The organism is Micromonospora sp. (genome assembly GCF_048594385.1).
In the GTDB taxonomy this organism is placed as follows: Bacteria; Actinomycetota; Actinomycetes; order Mycobacteriales; family Micromonosporaceae; genus Micromonospora; species Micromonospora wenchangensis.
In genome coordinates, this window is sequence record NZ_JBMDWU010000150.1 from 1 (window position 1) to 16,451 (window position 16,451).

Here is a 16,451-nt window from a genome sequence, read left to right on the forward strand (position 1 = left end):
GGGCGGCCCACTACGCGCTTCCCACCGGGCAGGCTCCCCGGGCCCCGGCACCGCCCGGTCAGCCGATCGGCTGACCGGTGACCGCGCTGATCATCACGGTGGACAGGCCGCCACCGACCACCGCCGCCGCCAACGCCACCGTCGCCGGCCGCCAGGTCGTCCCGACCCGGCGCAGCAGCACCGCCACCACCAGGCTGCTCAGCAACGACAGACCGAACCGGGGGCCACCTGCGACCAGTGAACCCAGCGCATGGGCCCGGGGCGGCTCACACCCGCCCCCGCTGATGTCCGTGACACAACCGGCCGGCGGCTGACCGTCCAGGGTCAACAGCCACAGGAACACCAGCACCGCCGGCACCAGGTAACAGGCGGCCGTGTAGACCAACGGACGCAGCGGACCACCCGGGTCCGGGTCGAGCAGGTCGTCCTCCAGACGACGGTTCCACGAGCCGGCACCCACCGAGCCGATCCGCTCCCGCAGCGAGGACGCCGACGCCGCCCGCCCGGACCCCGACGCCGCCCGCCCGGACACCGGCTCGGCCCGACGGCGCGGAGCCGCCCGGGGGCGCGGCGCTGTGTAACCCACCACCGGTGACCGGGGTGCCGACGTCGGCGGGTCCATCCAACGGGGGTCGTCGCCCGCCAGGCGGGTACCCGACCAGAAGCCCTCCGGCTGCTCGCCCCACGGCCAGCCCTCCCCGGTTACCGGCTGCGACGACCGGGGCGGCACCGACCGCTCCCACCGGTTCCCGTCGCCCGCGTCCCGCCGGTCGGGCCCACCCTGGTCCCACGGATCGACGCCCGCGCGGTCCGGACGGTCGACCCGGCCCGGATCGCGGCCTTCCCACCCGTCACGGTCCGTACTCACCGGACCCCACCGGCCGACGTCCGTCCGGTCCCACTGGGCGGTGTCGGTGAACCGGTCCCACTGGCCGGTGCTGTCGCTCTGCCCCCACCGCGACGACTCGCCGAGACGATCCCACCGGTCGTCGGTGGCGGGACTCTGCCAACCGTGCACACCGGAGGCGTCCCACGGGTCCACCGCAGGGCGGTAGTCCGGTTCCGGCTCGGCCGACCGGCTCCACGGGTCGGCCGCCGGACGGCTCGCCGGATCGGTCAGGGGCCGGGCCCACGACTCGTCGGTGTTGCGTCGCCGACGCCGGGGCGGCTGCTCGGGAACGGCCTCCACGGGCAGGTCGGAATCGTCACCGCCGGACCAGATCACCTCCGGACGACGCGACGACGCCCGGCGTGGACGGGCCGTCGGGGCCGCCCCGGAGACCGGCTCACCCTCGTCGGCGTCCGCCCGTCGGCTCCCGACGTACCCCTGCTCCTGCTGGGGGCGGTCGAAGGTCCACTCCCGGGTGTGGTCGTCGGAGCCGGGGCCCGCGCCCATCACCCGCGCCTCCCGGCGCTCGCTCTCCCGCCGCCGCCTGGCCGCCCGCCGGCCCACCCCGGCAGCCCGACGGGTGTCGTCCTCGTCGTCGTCCGGGGCGGCGTGCCGGCCCCGGCCGTCGGCGTGCGCGATGCCCGACTCGACCGCCCAGCGCGGCAGGTAGGCGTCGACAGGTTCCTGCTGGCCACGCTCGACCGCCCGACGCCGACTCGGCGTACGGTAGCGGTCCGTCGAGGAATATGAATCCGACGGAACCGGGTCGCCGAGGTCGTCCCACGGGGCGATCGGCTGACGCGCGCGCGGGCTGCCCTCCCCGCGCTCCCAGTCCCGGTAACTCACGGCCGGAGCGTGACCCTTCTCAACCGAAAGTGCAATCCGCTGTCCAGGTGTAGCCGTTTCGCAGAGATAGTACGGGAAGACCGACCCAAGAGCCTTACCGGAAAATATTCGTCCACAGGGTGTGGATAGTGAACCCGCAGCTCACAGCTTTGCAGCCCAGAATTCCCCCACAGTTTTCCACAGGCTGTGCACACGCTGCGCACATGGTTGTCCACGCGCGTCCACAGGTTGTCCCGAGGCTCGTCCACCGCGCCGGTTGAGGGTCTGACCTCGCGGTCCGTATCGTGGGGCACCGACCGGTCGCGCGATGGCCCCCCGATCGACCTGACCGGACGGTGTCACCGCCGGCGTACCGCCGGGGCAACCGCGACGCTGTGGAGGGGGAACCGTGTCGATCACCGACGACATGCGGGCCGAGCCCCGGGTCGCGGGGCAGTCGTCCGCCCCGCCGCCCCGCGACGGCCAGTTCGACAAGACCCCACCTCAGGACGTCGCCGCCGAGCAGTGCGTCCTCGGCGGCATGCTGCTCTCCAAGGACGCCATCGCCGACGTCGTCGAGATCCTCAAGTCCACCGACTTCTACCGGCCCGTCCACGCCACCATCTTCGACGCGATCCTCGACATCTACGGTCGCGGTGAGCCCGCCGACGGCATCACCGTCGCGGCGGCCCTGGCCGACTCCGGAGACCTCGCCCGGGTCGGCGGCGCCCCCTACCTGCACACCTGCATGGCGGCCGTACCGACCGCGGCGAACGCCTCCTACTACGCCCGGATCGTCGGCGAACGCGCAGTGCTGCGCCGCCTGGTCGAGGCGGGCACCCGGATCGTGCAGCTCGGCTACGGCACCGCCGCCGGTGGCAGCCGGGACGTCGACGCCGTCGTCGACCTGGCCCAGCAGGCGGTCTACGAGATCACCGAACGGCGGGTCAGCGAGGACTTCGCGGTGCTCGCCGACATGCTCCAGCCCACCCTGGACGAGATCGAGGCGGTCGGCGCGCAGGGCGGCGTGATGACCGGCGTGCCGACCGGCTTCACCGACCTGGACCGGCTGCTCAACGGCCTGCACCCGGGACAGCTCATCATCGTGGCCGGCCGCCCCGGTCTCGGTAAGGCGCTGGCGCTCGACACGCCGCTGCCCACCCCGGACGGCTGGACCACCATGGGTGAGGTCGAGGTCGGCGACCGGCTGCTCGCCGCGGACGGCACGCCGACCACCATCACCGCCGCCTTCGCCGTGATGCACGGGCGACCCTGCTACGAGGTCGAGTTCTCCGACGGCAGCGTGATCGTCGCCGACGCCGGGCACCTGTGGCGGACCACCACCCGGACGCGGGCCCTCGCCCCGGCGGGCGGCACGCCGGCCGAGGCGGCCCAGGGCCCTGCCGAGGCCGAGGACGGCGTGCTCACCACGGCGCAGATCGCGGCGACGCTGCGTACCGGACCGGAGGGACGCCCCCGACACGCCATCGCCACCTGCGCCCCCCTGCAACTGCCCGAACGGGCGGTGCCCATCCCCCCGTACGGCCTGGGCGGCTGGCTCGGCGACGGCCGGGCCGACCCGGGGCACCTGGCCGCGTCCTTCCTGACGACGCTGCGGGAGATCGGTGTCCTCGCGGACAAGCACATCCCCCGCGACTACCTGCGCGGCTCCGAGGCGCAGCGTCGGGCGCTGCTCGCCGGGCTGATGGACACCGCCGGCACCCTCACCCCGACCGGCGAGCACCGGTACACCTCGGTCTCGCGGCGGCTCGCCGGCGACGTTCGGGAACTCGTGGTGGGTCTCGGCTACCGGTGCACGCTGACCGAGCAGCCGGCATCCGGCCGGACCGGGACGACGTACACGGTCGCCTTCGCCACCCCGGACGCCGTCTTCCGCCGGGAGCCCAGGGCATCCGCCGAGGCCGTCCGCCTGCGCACCGACCCGGCTGTGCGGTACGTGGTGGACGTCCGGCCGGTGGCCAGCGTGCCGGTGCGGTGCGTGACCGTCGACAACCCGGACCACCTCTACCTGGCCGGCCGGTCGATGATCCCCACCCACAACAGCACGGCCAGCATGGACTTCGCCCGTAACGCGGCGATCCGGGCCAACCAGGCCGCCGCCATCTTCTCGCTGGAAATGAGCAAGGTCGAGATCGTCATGCGGCTCCTCTCGGCCGAGGCGCGCGTCCCGCTGCACGTACTGCGCAGCGGTCAGCTCTCCGACGACGACTGGACCAAGCTGGCCCGCTGCATGGGCGAGATCAGCGAGGCGCCGCTGTTCGTGGACGACACCCCGAGCATGAACCTGATGGAGATCCGGGCGAAGGCGCGGCGGCTCAAGCAGAAGCACGACCTCAAGATGATCGTCGTCGACTACCTCCAGCTGATGACCTCACCGAAGCGCACCGAGAGCCGTCAGCAGGAGGTCGCGGACCTGTCCCGTGGCCTGAAGCTGCTGGCCAAGGAGGTCGAGTGCCCGGTGATCGCGGTCAGCCAGCTCAACCGTGGTCCCGAGCAACGCACCGACAAGCGACCACAGTTGTCAGACCTGCGGGAGTCGGGCTGTCTGACCGCGGAGACCCGACTGATCCGGGCCGACACCAACGCGGAAGTCACCATGGGCGAGCTGCTGGAGGCCGGGACGAGGGAAATCCCGGTCTGGGCGCTCGACGAGAATCTGCGGTACTCGCCCCGGACCATGACGCACGTCTTCCCCAGCGGTCGGCGCGAGGTGTTCCGGCTGACCCTCGCGTCGGGGAAGCAGATCGACGCGACGGCGAACCACCCTTTCCTCACCTTCGCCGGATGGGTGCCGCTCGGTGAGCTGGCTGTCGGAGCGCGGCTGGCTACGCCGAGACACCTGCCCCCGCCGCTGGCGATCCGGCCGTGGGTGGAGGCGGAGGTGGTACTGCTCGCGCACCTGCTTGGTGACGGTTCGTTCGTCAGACGCCAGCCGATCCGGTACGCCAGCAGGGACGAGGAAAACCTGGTGGCAGTGGCCGAGGCCGCGAAGCACTTCGGAATCAGCGCCGTACGGGACGAGTACGAGGCCGCCCGGGTCACGACGCTCCGGCTGCCCGCACCGTACCGACTGGCCCGTGGACGGCGTAATCCGATCGCAGAATGGCTCGACGGGCTGGGGCTCTTCGGGCTGCGTTCGCACGAGAAGTTCATTCCGCAGGCGATCTTCAGTATGCCCAAGGAACAGGTCACGCTATTCCTGCGCCACCTGTGGTCGACCGACGGCTCGGTCCATGTCAACAAGTCGGGTAGGGGCGGACGTGTCTACTTCTCCTCCACCAGTCGCAGAATGCTTGAGGACATCTCCCGGCTCCTCCTGCGGTACGGCATCACCGCACGCCTCAAAGTCGTTCCGGTAGCTGACCACCGTCCCCAGTACACCCTCGACATCTCGGGCCGGGACGACCAACTGCGGTTCCTGCGGGAGATCGGGGTGCACGGCGAGCGTGCGGCTGCCTGTGAAGCGCTGCTCACCGTGTTGGAGACGGTGGTGAGCAACACCAACGTCGACACGGTGCCGACCGAGGTGTGGAACCAGGTTCGGGACGTCCTGGTGGAGCGGGGCATCAGCCACCGCGAGTTCGCCCGGGCAATAGGTACGCAATTCTGCGGCAGCGCGCTGTGGAAGCGCGCACCGAGTCGATCCCGACTGGCGAAGATCGCCTCGGTACTCGACGCCGCCGACCTCGAACTGCACGCCACCAACGACATCTTCTGGGACGAGATCACCTCGATCGAGTCGCTCGGCGAGCAGGACGTCTTCGATGCGACGGTACTCGGCACCCACAATTTCGTCGCCAACGGGATCGCCACCCACAACTCGATCGAGCAGGACGCGGACGTCGTCATCCTGTTGCACCGCGACGACTATTACGACAAGGAGTCGCCGCGCGCTGGGGAAGCGGATTTCATTGTTGCCAAGCACAGAAATGGGCCTACCGACTCGATCACGGTGGCGGCCCAGCTGCACCTGTCCCGCTTCGTCGACATGGCGATCGTCTGACCCGACGCCGGGGCCCGGCGACTCAGCCGAGTAGCGGGAACCAGCCGGCGGCCTCGCCCAACGCCACCCGGTCCCGGTCGGTCAGCGGCTCCCGACCGGTGGCCTTGCCCAGGTACGTCAGGTCGTCCCAGTCGGCGGGCCGGACGGCGTCGTCGCTGAGCAGCCCGTCCATGGTGGCGACCGCGACCTCGACGGCCAGCGCTCCGGGCGGCGGCGCACCGGGCAGGTCGGGCACCAGGTCGAGGTGGTGCACGACGGCCTCGGTGGTCAGCGTGGCCAGGAAGTCGGGCACCCGCAGCAGGTGTCCCTGGGTGGTGACGCAACCCTGCGGGGTCGGCGGCACCCGCCGCGCGTACGGCGGCCGGGGCGGTGTCCGCCCAGATCCGGACGACACCGGTGGGCCGGTCGAAGGCGGCGGCCGAGCGGCGGACCCACCACGCGTGCCGGGCCGTCGCGTCGGGATCGGCATCCGCCGGGAACGACCGCCAGTAGCTGACGTCGTCGGTGTCGGCCGGCCCGTCGGCGGGGCTGGCCAGCGTGACCAGCGCCCGTTGGGCGTCGCCGAGCAGGTGGAAGAGCAGGTCGGCGACCACCCAGCCGCGACACCGGGTGGGGCGTTGCAGGGCATCGTCGTCGAGGTCGGCGACCACCCGGGTGATGCCGTCGTAGGCCTGCGCCAACGCGGTGTGCTGCCGGACGAACGTCATGCCGTGCAGCGTCGCACGACCGGCCTGCTCCGGCATCCGGACCCGGAAACCACCGGCCGGAACCCGCGCGGCCGATGGCGGTGACGGGACCGGGCCGGGCGCGGGAGGGCCCGGCCCGGCCGTCGACGGAACCGGTCAGCCGAACATCTCGTCGAGGAAACCCTTGTGCTTCTTGCGCTTGTAGTGGCCGTGGTAGCCGTGGTGCTGCGGGTGGCCGTAGCCACCGTGGCCGCCGTACGCGGGCTGCGGCGGGTAGCCCGGCGGCGGCGGGGGCGGCGGCACGGCACCGTAGCCCGGCTGGTGGCTCGGGGCGGGCGGCGGTGGAGGCGGCGGCGGATATCCGCCCGGCGCCTGGACGTGCTGCTGACCGGGAGCGGCCCCCGGCTGACCGGGCGCGGCCCCACTGCGCTGCTGGTTCCAGTTCGCCTCGGCCTCGAACAGCTTTTCGAGTTCGCCGCGGTCCAGGAAGATCCCCCGGCACTCGCCGCACTGGTCGATGACGACTCCGCTGCGCTCGTACTGGCGCATATCTCCGTGACACTTGGGACAGGTGAGCTGCATCGTTCGACGGTACCCGGTCGGCGCAGCATTCAGGCGGTGGTGATCAGCGCCGAGACCACCTCGTCGTCGTCCACCTCGTGGAAGTCGTCGTAGTAGGCGCTGACCGCGGTGAAGCCGGCCGGGTGCTGCGGGCAGATCACCTCGTCGGCCTCGGCGGCGAGCATCTCGTACGCCTGCTGTGCGCCGACCGGCACCGCGACCACGACCCGCCGGGCGCCGAGCTGCCGGGCGACCTGCACGGCGGCGCGGGCGGTGGCGCCGGTGGCCAGCCCGTCGTCGACGATCAGGGCGGTACGTCCGGTCAGGTCGAGCGGGGGTCGACCGTGCCGGTAACGGGCCTCCCGACGGTCGAGTTCGGCCTGTTCACGGTGTTGCACCTCGGCGCGGTCGGCCGGGTCGAGCGGGGCGGCGACCTGGTCGTTGAGGACCCGGACCCCACCGGGGCCGAGCGCGCCGAAGGCCACCTCGGGTGCCCCGGGCAGGCCGAGCTTGCGGACCACCAGCACGTCGAGCGGTACGCCGAGCCGGTCGGCGACGACCCGGGCCACCGGTACCCCGCCGCGGACCAGGCCCAGCACGACGACGTCGGGTCGACCGGCCAGGGCGGTGAGTCGTTCGGCGAGCCGACGGCCGGCGTCGACGCGGTCGCGGTAGCTGCTCATGTCCTCAGGTCTACGCCCTGTGGGCAGGGTGCGTCGGGAACTCGGCGGAACCGGTGCCGGGCGGGTGGTGAGGGCGGGGGCCCAGGTCAGCAGGGCGATCGGGTAGAGCAGGTAGCCGAAGCGGGTGGTCGGCATCAGCAGGATCGCGGCGAGCAGACCGTACCCGCAGACCAGTGCGGTGGCGGCGGCGGTGCGGGGCGGGTGGCGGACGAGCCGGACGGCGATCGCGGCGCCGACGGCGACGAGCAGCACGGCGGCGACGACCCGGCCGCCGGGCAGGGCGGTGGCGATCAGGTGGCCGGGGAACGGGGACTGGGCGGGGCTGGTGACCTGGCCGTGGCCGAGCGGGAAGCGCAGCACGTTCTCCACCAGCGCGTCCCGGTCGACCAGCAGGGCGGGGAGCAGGGCGAGGACGGGCAGCCCGAGCGCGCCGGCCGCCACCCGCAGCCCGGCCCGTCGGGTCACCCCCCAGAAGATGAGGACCAGCGCGACCGGCCAGGCGAACAGTTTCAACGCGCCGGCCAGCCCCACCGCCAGCCCGGCCCCGCCGGGCCGGCCGGTGGCGGCGAACGCCAGCGCCAGCAGGCAGAGCGCGAGTACGGGCAGGTCGTCGCCGCCGGTGGCGAGGGTGAGCGCGCAGATCGGCAGGACGGTCGCCGCCTGCACGCCGCGCAGCACCGCCGGTGCCCCGGCCCGTCCGCCGGTGGTCGGGGCGGGACGGCGCAGCGCGACCACGGCCCATGCCAGGGCTGCGGCGGTGACCAGCGCGAACCAGACGCGGGAGTCGGTCCACCAGGTGTCGGCGGCGGCCCGGGGCAGCCCGAACAGCGCCATTCCCGGCTGGTATGGGGTGTAGCCGAGCAGCCGTTCGTCGGCGGGCAGCGCGGCGATGGCGTCCGGCCCGAGGTAGGGGGTGCCGTGCTCGGCGAGTCGGATGCCGGCCTGCTCGACCACTACCACCTCCTCCTGGGCCCGGTCGGTGCGCCCGGCGGCCCGCTGCCCGGCCTGCATGATCAGCGGGAGCAGGGCGGTGCCGGCCCAGGTGAGGCCGGTGACCACGGCGCGGGTGGTGGTGCCGGCCAGCCCGGGTCGGTGGCGGCGGAGGAGGAACTGGGCGGCGACCAGGATCGTCGCGGCGAGGTAGCCGACGGCGGCGACGCCACCCCAGGCCCGGTGCGGTGGCAGGGTGGAGGTGGCGGCGGTGACGGCCGCGAAGATCGCGGAGACCAGGTAGAGACCGAGGTCGAGGGCGAGTCCACCGGCTGCGGTGTCGACGGCCCGCAGGTGGCGGGCGGCACGGTCGGCGGCGGTCACGCCGGCAAGTGTGGCAGACCCGTCGAACGGTTCCGGGCGGGCTGGCGGCGGCCGGGGGTGCTGAGTCGGATGACCGCGCCGGTGTCGTGCAGGGGGGTGGCGAGACTCCCGGGGCGGCCACCGGAGCCCCGTTGCAGTGCGGCGAGGAGCGTGCCGGCCGGCAGGGGGCGGGCGAACAGGTGTCCCTGGCCGGCGGCGCAGCCGAGCGACCACAGGGCCCGGCGCTGTGGTTCGCTCTCCACGCCCTCGGCGACGACGGCCAGGTCGAGGCTGCGGCCGAGGTCGAGGGTGGAGCGGATGACGGCTGCCGCTTCGGCCGAACTCTCCATCGCGGTGACGAAGCTGCGGTCGATCTTCAGTTCGTGTACGGGGATGCGGGAGAGCAGGGAGAGCGACGAGTAGCCGGTGCCGAAGTCGTCCAGGGCGAGCCGGATGCCGGAGTCGCGCAGCCGGTTGAGCACCCGGTCGACCACGTCGAGTTGGCTGAGGGTGAGTGTCTCGGTCAGCTCCAGGACGAGCCGGTCTGGGGGGAAGTCGTGGGCCTGGAGCCGGGCCAGCACCGCGCCCGGGAACCGGGCGTCGAGCAGGCTGCGGGGTGAGACGTTGACCGAGACGGGCAGGTCGAAGCCGGCGGTTCGCCAGCCGACGGCGGCGACGAGCGCCTGGTCGAGGATGGCCTCGGCGAACGCGGGGAGCATGCCGGAGCGTTCCACCGCCTCGATGAAGCGCAGCGGGTCGATGACCCCGTGTCGGGGGTGGTGCCAGCGGGCCAGCGCCTCGGCTCCGGTCACCTCTCCGGTGCCGAGGTCGACGATGGGCTGGAAGTTGACGGTGAACTCGTGGTCGGCCACCGCGCGGGGCAGTTCACCGCCGAGGGTGAGCCGGCGCAGGTCGGCGGTGTCCCGGGTGGGGGCGTAGGTGGCGATCCGTTGGCCGGCCCGCTTGGCCTGGTACATGGCGACGTCGGCGCGGCGCAGCAGTTCGGGCATGCCGCCGGTGGCGGGGGCCGCCGCGATGCCGCCGCTGGCCTCCACGCTGATCCGCATGCCGTCCACGTCGATCGGTTCGTGCAGGGCGCCGAGCAGGGTCTCGGCCCGGTGGGCGGCGATGGCGGGGGCGGGCAGGTTGCGCATCAGCACGGCGAACTCGTCGCCGCCGAGGCGGGCGACCAGGTCCTCGTCGCGGGCGGCGGCGCGCAGCCGGTCGGCGACCCGCATCAGCACCTGGTCACCGGCGGCGTGGCCGAGGGTGTCGTTGACCTCCTTGAAGTGGTTGAGGTCGATCAGGACGAGGGCGGTCACCCCCTCGGCGTGCCGGGTACCGAGCTGTTCGGTGCCCCGGTCGAGCAGTTGCCGGCGGTTGGCCAGGCCGGTGAGTGCGTCGTGGCTGGCGGCGTGGGCGTGTTCGGCGGCGACCCGGGCGAGTTCGGCGTACGCCTGGGCGTTGCGGACGGCCGTGCACAACGCGGAGGCGAAGGTGCGCAGGGTGTACTGCTCGCGTTCGTTGAGCCGGACCGGTCCTCGGAACCGCAGCCGCAGCATCCCGACGTCGACGGTGCGGTCGTGGCCTTCGAGGCGGGCGGGCAGGACGGTGCCCTCGATCTCACTCGGGGTGCCGGACGGGCCGTCGTAGGTGATCGTGCCGCTCGCGCCCCGGACGGTGCGACCGGCGTCGCGCAGCTCGATCTCGACCTCGTCGGCGGAGAAGAGTTCGGTGGCCTGGGTGACGGCGGTGGTGAGGACCTTGTCCAGGTCGACCACGTTGAGCGCGTCGGTGGTGCGGGCCAGCCGTTGCCAGGCCTGTTGCTCGGTGCGGGACTTGACCTGGTTGGAGTAGAGCAGGTGCAGGCTGAGCACCAGGGGTGGCACGGCGAGCAGGAGCCGGGGGTCGGCCTGGAGGATGGCCAGGGTGACGGCGATCAGGACGAAGCGGGCCAGCGCGCTGGTCAGGCGTAGGCCGAGGTCGTCGGAGAAGAGCCGGGGCAGCGGGGTGCCGGTGGCCATCGCGATGACGGGCAGGGTGAGTAGTTCGTCGAGGACCACGGCGACGACGTAGGCGAGCCCGATCATGCCGATGGCGTTCGGCAGGTCGGTGTCCTGCGGCGACCAGCCGAGGGTGTGCAGCGCGACGCCGCCTGCGGCCGCCAGCAGCATGCTCTTGGCGATGCCGAAGGTGGTCTTCAGCGGTCCGCGCTTCATGGACAGCAGGGCGATCGCGACGCCCGTCCCGGTGGTGAGGACGACCAGGGGCGCCGGTGCGACGGCCAGCCCGAGGACGATCGCCGTCTCGCTCCAGGAGACCGCGTGGACGGTGGCCCGGATGCGGATCTGCCAGTTGATCCGGACGCTGAGCGCGGCCATGAAGGCCAGCGCGACGGACCGGGTGAGGTCGCCGCCGGTGAGGTCGAGGTGGACCAGTTGGTAGAGGGCGACGACCGCCGCTGCGGTGGCCACCACGCAGACGAGGCCGACGTGCAGCGTCAGCTGCCGCTCGGCCTCCGTCTTGCCTTCGTCCGGTCGTGCCACCGTGTCCTCGACAACCACTCCGTGTCGCTGAGCAGAGGCCAAGGCTACGTGGGGTCACGCCGCCACCACAATCGTTCAGAGCCACTCGTGTGCGGACATCGCGTTCGCCCTCCCCTGATCGTTGTCGCCGACCCTTGCGGTCGGGATCTGACAGGGGACAGCCTAAGGGCGGTTAGGCCGTTTTTGGAGGTATAAATGTAACTATGAGCGATAGGTGAGAATTGAGTGCACCTTGGTGACTTTCCGTTTCCGCGGGGAAACGGAGTGCTGAGCGCTCCCGACGGTTCTCGTTAACGCTAGATAATGGTGCAGACGGCGGCTTCGCGACATCGGGCGAGAGGGGCCGTTTGCCGTACGTCGAGGTGACCGGCTAGGTGAGTGCGACAGATCACCCGATTGTGGAACGCAGCGTAGTCGTCTCGGCGCGGTGGTGCCAACGTGGGCGAAGTGGCCCGGTGGCGATTCGCGGCCACGACGCGACGGAGGGTTTCTCAGGTGTGACGATCTCGCGCGTGATGGTGTTTCCCGCTCTACCGTCGACACGAGAACCTATTAGTGGCGGCCGATGAAATCGACGATGAACCACCGATCACGAATCGTCCCCGCGCGCCCGGCACTCCGGTTCCCGGGTCGCCGTCACGCCCGGACGTACCCCCGGATCGGAGCACACCGCTAGGCTCACGGACGTGACCGATCCCGCGCAGCTCAGCCACGTCGACGCCGCGGGGGCGGCCCGCATGGTCGACGTCTCCGCCAAGCCGGTGTCCGGCCGGATCGCCGTGGCCGCCGGGCGGCTGCGCACCACCGTCGAGGTGGTGGAGCTGCTGCGCCGCGACGGGCTGCCCAAGGGCGACGCGCTGGCCGTCGGCCGGCTCGCCGGCATCATGGGCGCCAAGCGCACCCCCGACCTGATCCCGCTGTGCCACCCGATCGCCCTGCACGGCGTCACCGTCGACCTCGAACTGACCGACGACACCGTCGAGATCACCGCCACCGCCCGCACCGCCGACCGGACGGGGGTGGAGATGGAGGCGCTGACCGCCGTCGCCGTCGCCGGTCTGGCCCTGATCGACATGGTCAAGGCGGTCGACCCGGCCGCCGCCGTGGACGGCGTCCGGGTGCTGAGCAAGTCCGGCGGCAAGACCGGCGAGTGGGTCCGCCCGCAGGACCGGCCGTGATCCGGGCCCGGGTCGTCGTGGCGTCCAACCGGGCCGCCGCCGGGGTGTACGCCGACACCAGCGGGCCGCTGCTCGTCGCCGGCCTGCGCGAGCTGGGCTGCCAGGTCGACGAGCCGGTGGTGGTGCCCGACGGCGAACCGGTCGGTGAGGCCCTGCGCGCCGCCCACGCCGACGGGATCGACGTGGTGCTGACCAGCGGCGGCACCGGCATCAACCCGACCGACCGGACGCCCGAGGTGACCCGGGCGCTGCTCGACCACGAGATCCCCGGCATCGCCGAGGCGATCCGCGCGTACAGCCGGGACCGGGTGCCGACCTCGGCGTTGTCCCGGGGGGTCGCCGGGGTGCTGGGCCGGATGCTCGTGGTCAACCTGCCCGGCTCGCGGGGCGGCGCGAAGGACGGGCTGGCCGTGCTCGGGCCGATCCTCGGCCACGCGGTCGACCAGTTGCGCGGCGGCGACCACTGACCGCACGCCCGGCGTGGCGGCGATAGGCTCGCGGGGGTGTACGCGGAGCGCCGCGTACCGTCCGAACGGAGGCCCCCGGTGAGCACGGAAACCGCCGCCGCCGCGGCCCAGGTCGCCGCGCCGCCGCCGGCCGGCTGGGAGGAGGCCCGTTCCCGGGTGTACGCGGTCGGCCTCGCCGCCGCCCTGCCCCCGGTCCAGCGGGCACTGGCCGACGCCGACGGGTACACCCTGGCCGCGCCGTTGACCACCCGGACCGACCTGCCGGCCTTCCCCACCTCCAGCGTCGACGGCTGGGCGGTACGCGGGGCCGGCCCGTGGGACGTCGTGGGACGGGTGCTCGCCGGGCAGACCCCGGCCGGGCTGGCCGCCGACGGCACCACCGTGGAGATCGCCACCGGCGCGATGGTCCCCACCGGGACGACCGCCATCCTGCGGATCGAGGACTCGCGGCGTACCCCGGACGGCCGGGTGACCGGCACGCCACGCCCGAACCCGGAGTGGCGGGAGCCGGGCGAGGAGGCGGTGGCCGGTGAGGAACTGCTGCCGGCCGGCACCCCGGTCGACCCGGCGCTGATCGGGCTGGCCGCCTCCTGCGGGCACGACCAGCTCACGGTGCGCCGCCAACCGCGTGCCGCGCTGCTGGTCTTCGGCGACGAACTGCTCACCGCCGGTCCGCCCGGGTCGGGCCGGGTCCGCGACGCGCTCGGCCCCGCCGTGCCGTCCTGGCTGCGCCGCTACGGCTGCCAGGTGCGGCCCTCCGACGTGGTCGGCCCGGTGGCGGACACCCTCCCCGCCCACGTGGCCGCCCTGCGCGGCGCGCTCGCCGGGGCCGACCTGGTCTGCACCACCGGCGGCACCATGCACGGCCCGGTCGACCACCTGCACCCCGCGCTGGAGGCGCTGGGGGCCGACCACGTGGTGAACACGGTCGCCGTGCGGCCCGGCTTCCCGATGCTGCTGGCCCGGCTGGTCGACGCCGACGGGCGGGTGCGTTTCGTGGCCGGGCTGCCGGGCAACCCGCAGTCCGCGATCGTCGCCCTGGTGTCGCTGGTCGCGCCGCTGCTCGCCGGGCTCCAGGGCCGTGCGCTGCCGGCGCTGCCCCAGGCCACCCTCGCCGGGCCGGTGCCCGGTCGGGGGGACTACACCCACCTCGCGCTGGTCCGGCTGGACCGGGCCGCCGGCACCGCCCACCCGGTCCGCCACGTCGGGTCGGCGATGCTGCGCGGGCTCGCCGGCGCGGACGGGTTCGCGGTGATCCGGCCGGGCACCTCCGGCGAGGTCGGGGCCCGGGTGCCGGTCGTACCGCTGCCGTTGCTGCCCGGGGAGCGTACGTGGTGACGGCCGGCCCGACGACGGCCCTGCTCGCGGTCACCGACCAGCCGCTGGACCTGGCCGCGCACGAGGCGGCGGTGGCCGACCGGCGGGCCGGCGCGGTGGTCTCCTTCCAGGGCGTGGTCCGCGACCACGACCACGGCCGACCGGTGACCCTGCTGGAGTACGAGGGCCACCCGAGCGCCGTCGAGACGCTGCGCGCGGTGGCCGCCGAGATCGCCGCCGACCCCGACGTCTACGCGGTGGCCGTGTCGCACCGGATCGGCCGGCTCGACATCGGAGACGTGGCGCTGGTGGCGGCGGTGAGCACGGCACACCGGGCAGCGGCCTTCGCGGCCTGCGCCCGGCTGGTCGACGAGGTTAAGGCGCGACTGCCGATCTGGAAGCGGCAGGTCTTCGCCGACGGCACCGAGGAGTGGGTCAACTGCCCCTGAGCCCGGCCGTCGGGAGTCGCCGGGCCGGCCTGGGCAGGCTGTCCGTGGTGGAGCGGGACGGGCGGGGTCAGCGGCGGCCGGCGGTGGCGCGGGCCGGCCGGTCGGCGTAGAAGGCGGGCTCGGCACCGGGTCGCCAGGGCAGGGCGGCGACCAGCACGATCAGCGCCAGCGCGAGCGAGTTCTCCATGAGCGCGCCGAACAGGCCGTTCTGGTAGTGCGACACCTCGGGGAGCTTGTGCTCGTACGGCCAGATCGGTGAGATCAGGAAGAGCAGGTACAACCCGAGCGCGGCCACGCCGTGCCGCAGCCCGGTCAGCGTCGGGTACCAGATCGGCGGGCGCAGCCCGTTCACCCCGGGCGGCCCGCCGAACGCCGGCTGGCCGGTGCGCAGCGACAACCCCCGGCTCGCCTCGCGGCGGCGCACGGCGGCGTCGGCGAGTACGACGATCGCCGGGATGACCCAGACCAGGTGGTGCGACCAGGAGATCGGGCTGATCACGTTGGCGGTCAGCCCGACCAGGGTGAACGCGGTCAACTCGTCGCCATCGGCGCGGGCGTTGGCGGCCCGGGACAGCCCGACGGCCAGGATCAGCACCGAGAACGCCAGCCAGAGCAGGCCGGGCGTCTCGATCGAGTCGTAGAGCCGGGCCAGCAGGCCGGCCAGCGACTGGTTGGGCGTCATGTCGGCGGCCCCGACCCGTTCGGTCTGCCACAGCACGCCGCCGAAGTAGGCCCGCGACTCGGTGCCGACCAGGGCGAAGCTGCCCAGGGTGACGCCGATGGTGGTGCCGACGGCGGTGGCGGCGACCCGCCACTGCCTGGTGATCAGCAGGTAGGCGATGAACAGCGCCGGGGTGAGCTTGACGGCGGTGGCCAGGCCGATGCCGACCCCGGCCCAGGACCCGCTGTAGAACAGCCGCAGGAACGGGCCGTCGGTGTCGCGCCCGTGGGTGCCGCGCCGGGAACGCCAGCGCAGGCCCACCAGATCCGCCATGATCAACGCGAACAGGAGCAGGTTGACCTGGCCGTACCCCAGGGTCTCCCGGACCGGTTCGATGGCGGTGGCCATCGGCGTGGCGATGGCCACGGTGAACCAGAGCGGCCAACCGAGTCGGTCGACGATCGGACGCAGCAGCGCGGCGAGGACCACCGCGAGGGCGGCGATGCTGCCGGCTGCGTTGATCCACCCGGCCACCTCGATCGGCAGCCCCGCCATCGGCAGCATGGCCAGCGCGGCGAAGGGGGGGTAGGTGAAACCCAGCGTGGTGGTGGGCGCGATGAACTCGTACAACTCGTGCCCGCTCGCCCACCACACCACCGCGCCGTGGTAGATCTTCATGTCGAAGAAGTTGTACGGCCGCCCGAAAGCACCGATGGCGAGCCATGCGGCATAGGCGACGGCGGCCACGATGCCGGTCCGTACGACTGTCCTACGATCGATCCCACGCGTTGCGCGACGCACCGGGGCGAGGCGGTCCGCACGTCTACCGACGGTTGTCGGCATGGCGTGGCCACCCCCGTACCAAGGTCGTC

12 protein-coding genes and 2 pseudogenes are annotated in these 16,451 nt (G+C 73.1%); 6 read left to right on the top strand and 8 right to left on the bottom strand.

Annotated features, from left to right (window positions below; all coding sequences use genetic code 11):
• Nucleotides 1-58 precede the first annotated feature (58 nt).
• A complete protein-coding gene (locus ACOJTC_RS07520) occupies nucleotides 59-1,735 on the bottom strand; it encodes a hypothetical protein (protein WP_420116298.1) in 1,677 nt (558 codons plus the stop codon).
• 406 nt (nucleotides 1,736-2,141) lie between these two features.
• Here ACOJTC_RS07520 and ACOJTC_RS07525 point away from each other — a divergent pair, with 406 nt between their 5' ends.
• Nucleotides 2,142-5,738 (top strand): replicative DNA helicase, encoded by a 3,597-nt coding sequence (locus tag ACOJTC_RS07525; protein ID WP_420116309.1) that lies wholly within the window; start codon nucleotides 2,142-2,144, stop codon nucleotides 5,736-5,738.
• 22 nt (nucleotides 5,739-5,760) lie between these two features.
• Here ACOJTC_RS07525 and ACOJTC_RS07530 read toward each other — a convergent pair whose 3' ends face one another.
• Both ACOJTC_RS07530 and ACOJTC_RS07535 read right to left on the bottom strand, forming a co-directional pair.
• Nucleotides 5,761-6,081, bottom strand: coding sequence for a hypothetical protein (locus tag ACOJTC_RS07530; RefSeq protein ID WP_420116311.1), 321 nt, complete (start codon nucleotides 6,079-6,081; stop codon nucleotides 5,761-5,763).
• Nucleotides 6,080-6,388, bottom strand: a pseudogene (locus ACOJTC_RS07535) (maleylpyruvate isomerase N-terminal domain-containing protein); the annotation flags it as partial. The gene ACOJTC_RS07530 and the pseudogene ACOJTC_RS07535, both read right to left, overlap by 2 nt.
• On the opposite strand from ACOJTC_RS07535, the gene ACOJTC_RS07540 reads away from it, so the two are divergent.
• Nucleotides 6,290-6,529: a hypothetical protein gene (locus ACOJTC_RS07540; RefSeq protein WP_420116312.1), complete on the top strand. Its 240-nt coding sequence runs from the start codon at nucleotides 6,290-6,292 to the stop codon at nucleotides 6,527-6,529. The pseudogene ACOJTC_RS07535 and the gene ACOJTC_RS07540 sit on opposite strands and share 99 nt — an antisense overlap.
• A 51-nt stretch (nucleotides 6,530-6,580) precedes the next feature.
• Here ACOJTC_RS07540 and ACOJTC_RS07545 read toward each other — a convergent pair whose 3' ends face one another.
• From ACOJTC_RS07545 to ACOJTC_RS07560, 4 genes and pseudogenes are all read right to left on the bottom strand, one after another.
• Entirely contained in the window at nucleotides 6,581-7,006 is a 426-nt protein-coding gene (locus ACOJTC_RS07545; RefSeq protein ID WP_357924757.1) for a zf-TFIIB domain-containing protein, read from the bottom strand.
• A 29-nt stretch (nucleotides 7,007-7,035) separates the two neighbouring features.
• Nucleotides 7,036-7,668, bottom strand: coding sequence for a phosphoribosyltransferase (locus ACOJTC_RS07550; RefSeq protein WP_420116310.1), 633 nt, complete (start codon nucleotides 7,666-7,668; stop codon nucleotides 7,036-7,038).
• A gap of 27 nt (nucleotides 7,669-7,695) precedes the next feature.
• Nucleotides 7,696-8,982, bottom strand: a pseudogene (locus ACOJTC_RS07555) (glycosyltransferase 87 family protein); the annotation flags it as partial.
• Nucleotides 8,979-11,507, bottom strand: a complete 2,529-nt coding sequence (locus ACOJTC_RS07560; RefSeq protein ID WP_204925489.1) for a putative bifunctional diguanylate cyclase/phosphodiesterase — start codon at nucleotides 11,505-11,507, stop codon at nucleotides 8,979-8,981. The pseudogene ACOJTC_RS07555 and the gene ACOJTC_RS07560, both read right to left, overlap by 4 nt.
• A gap of 686 nt (nucleotides 11,508-12,193) precedes the next feature.
• Here ACOJTC_RS07560 and moaC point away from each other — a divergent pair.
• The 4 genes from moaC to ACOJTC_RS07580 all read left to right on the top strand — a co-directional run bounded on the left by moaC (nucleotide 12,194) and on the right by ACOJTC_RS07580 (nucleotide 14,918).
• Nucleotides 12,194-12,685: a cyclic pyranopterin monophosphate synthase MoaC gene (moaC, locus tag ACOJTC_RS07565; RefSeq protein ID WP_204925488.1), complete on the top strand. Its 492-nt coding sequence runs from the start codon at nucleotides 12,194-12,196 to the stop codon at nucleotides 12,683-12,685.
• Nucleotides 12,682-13,152 carry a MogA/MoaB family molybdenum cofactor biosynthesis protein gene (locus ACOJTC_RS07570; RefSeq protein WP_204925487.1) on the top strand — a complete coding sequence of 157 codons (471 nt, stop codon included), beginning with the start codon at nucleotides 12,682-12,684 and terminating at the stop codon, nucleotides 13,150-13,152. The genes moaC and ACOJTC_RS07570 overlap by 4 nt, the downstream gene beginning before the upstream one ends.
• Nucleotides 13,153-13,230: 78 nt before the next feature.
• Nucleotides 13,231-14,490 carry a molybdopterin molybdotransferase MoeA gene (locus ACOJTC_RS07575; RefSeq protein ID WP_420116299.1) on the top strand — a complete coding sequence of 420 codons (1,260 nt, stop codon included), beginning with the start codon at nucleotides 13,231-13,233 and terminating at the stop codon, nucleotides 14,488-14,490.
• Nucleotides 14,487-14,918: a molybdenum cofactor biosynthesis protein MoaE gene (locus ACOJTC_RS07580; RefSeq protein ID WP_357925747.1), complete on the top strand. Its 432-nt coding sequence runs from the start codon at nucleotides 14,487-14,489 to the stop codon at nucleotides 14,916-14,918. The genes ACOJTC_RS07575 and ACOJTC_RS07580 overlap by 4 nt, the downstream gene beginning before the upstream one ends.
• Nucleotides 14,919-14,985: 67 nt before the next feature.
• Here the strand turns inward: ACOJTC_RS07580 and ACOJTC_RS07585 are convergent, their stop codons facing one another.
• Nucleotides 14,986-16,422, bottom strand: a complete 1,437-nt coding sequence (locus tag ACOJTC_RS07585; RefSeq protein ID WP_363649651.1) for a glycosyltransferase 87 family protein — start codon at nucleotides 16,420-16,422, stop codon at nucleotides 14,986-14,988.
• Nucleotides 16,423-16,451 lie beyond the last annotated feature (29 nt).

Coding starts and splice junctions, on each gene's coding strand:
- ACOJTC_RS07525 (WP_420116309.1), top strand. CDS start 2,142: ATGCGGGCCGAGCCCCGGGTCGCGGGGCAGTCGTCCGCCCCGCCGCCC.
- ACOJTC_RS07585 (WP_363649651.1), bottom strand. CDS start 16,422: ATGCCGACAACCGTCGGTAGACGTGCGGACCGCCTCGCCCCGGTGCGT.
- ACOJTC_RS07545 (WP_357924757.1), bottom strand. CDS start 7,006: ATGCAGCTCACCTGTCCCAAGTGTCACGGAGATATGCGCCAGTACGAG.
- ACOJTC_RS07550 (WP_420116310.1), bottom strand. CDS start 7,668: ATGAGCAGCTACCGCGACCGCGTCGACGCCGGCCGTCGGCTCGCCGAA.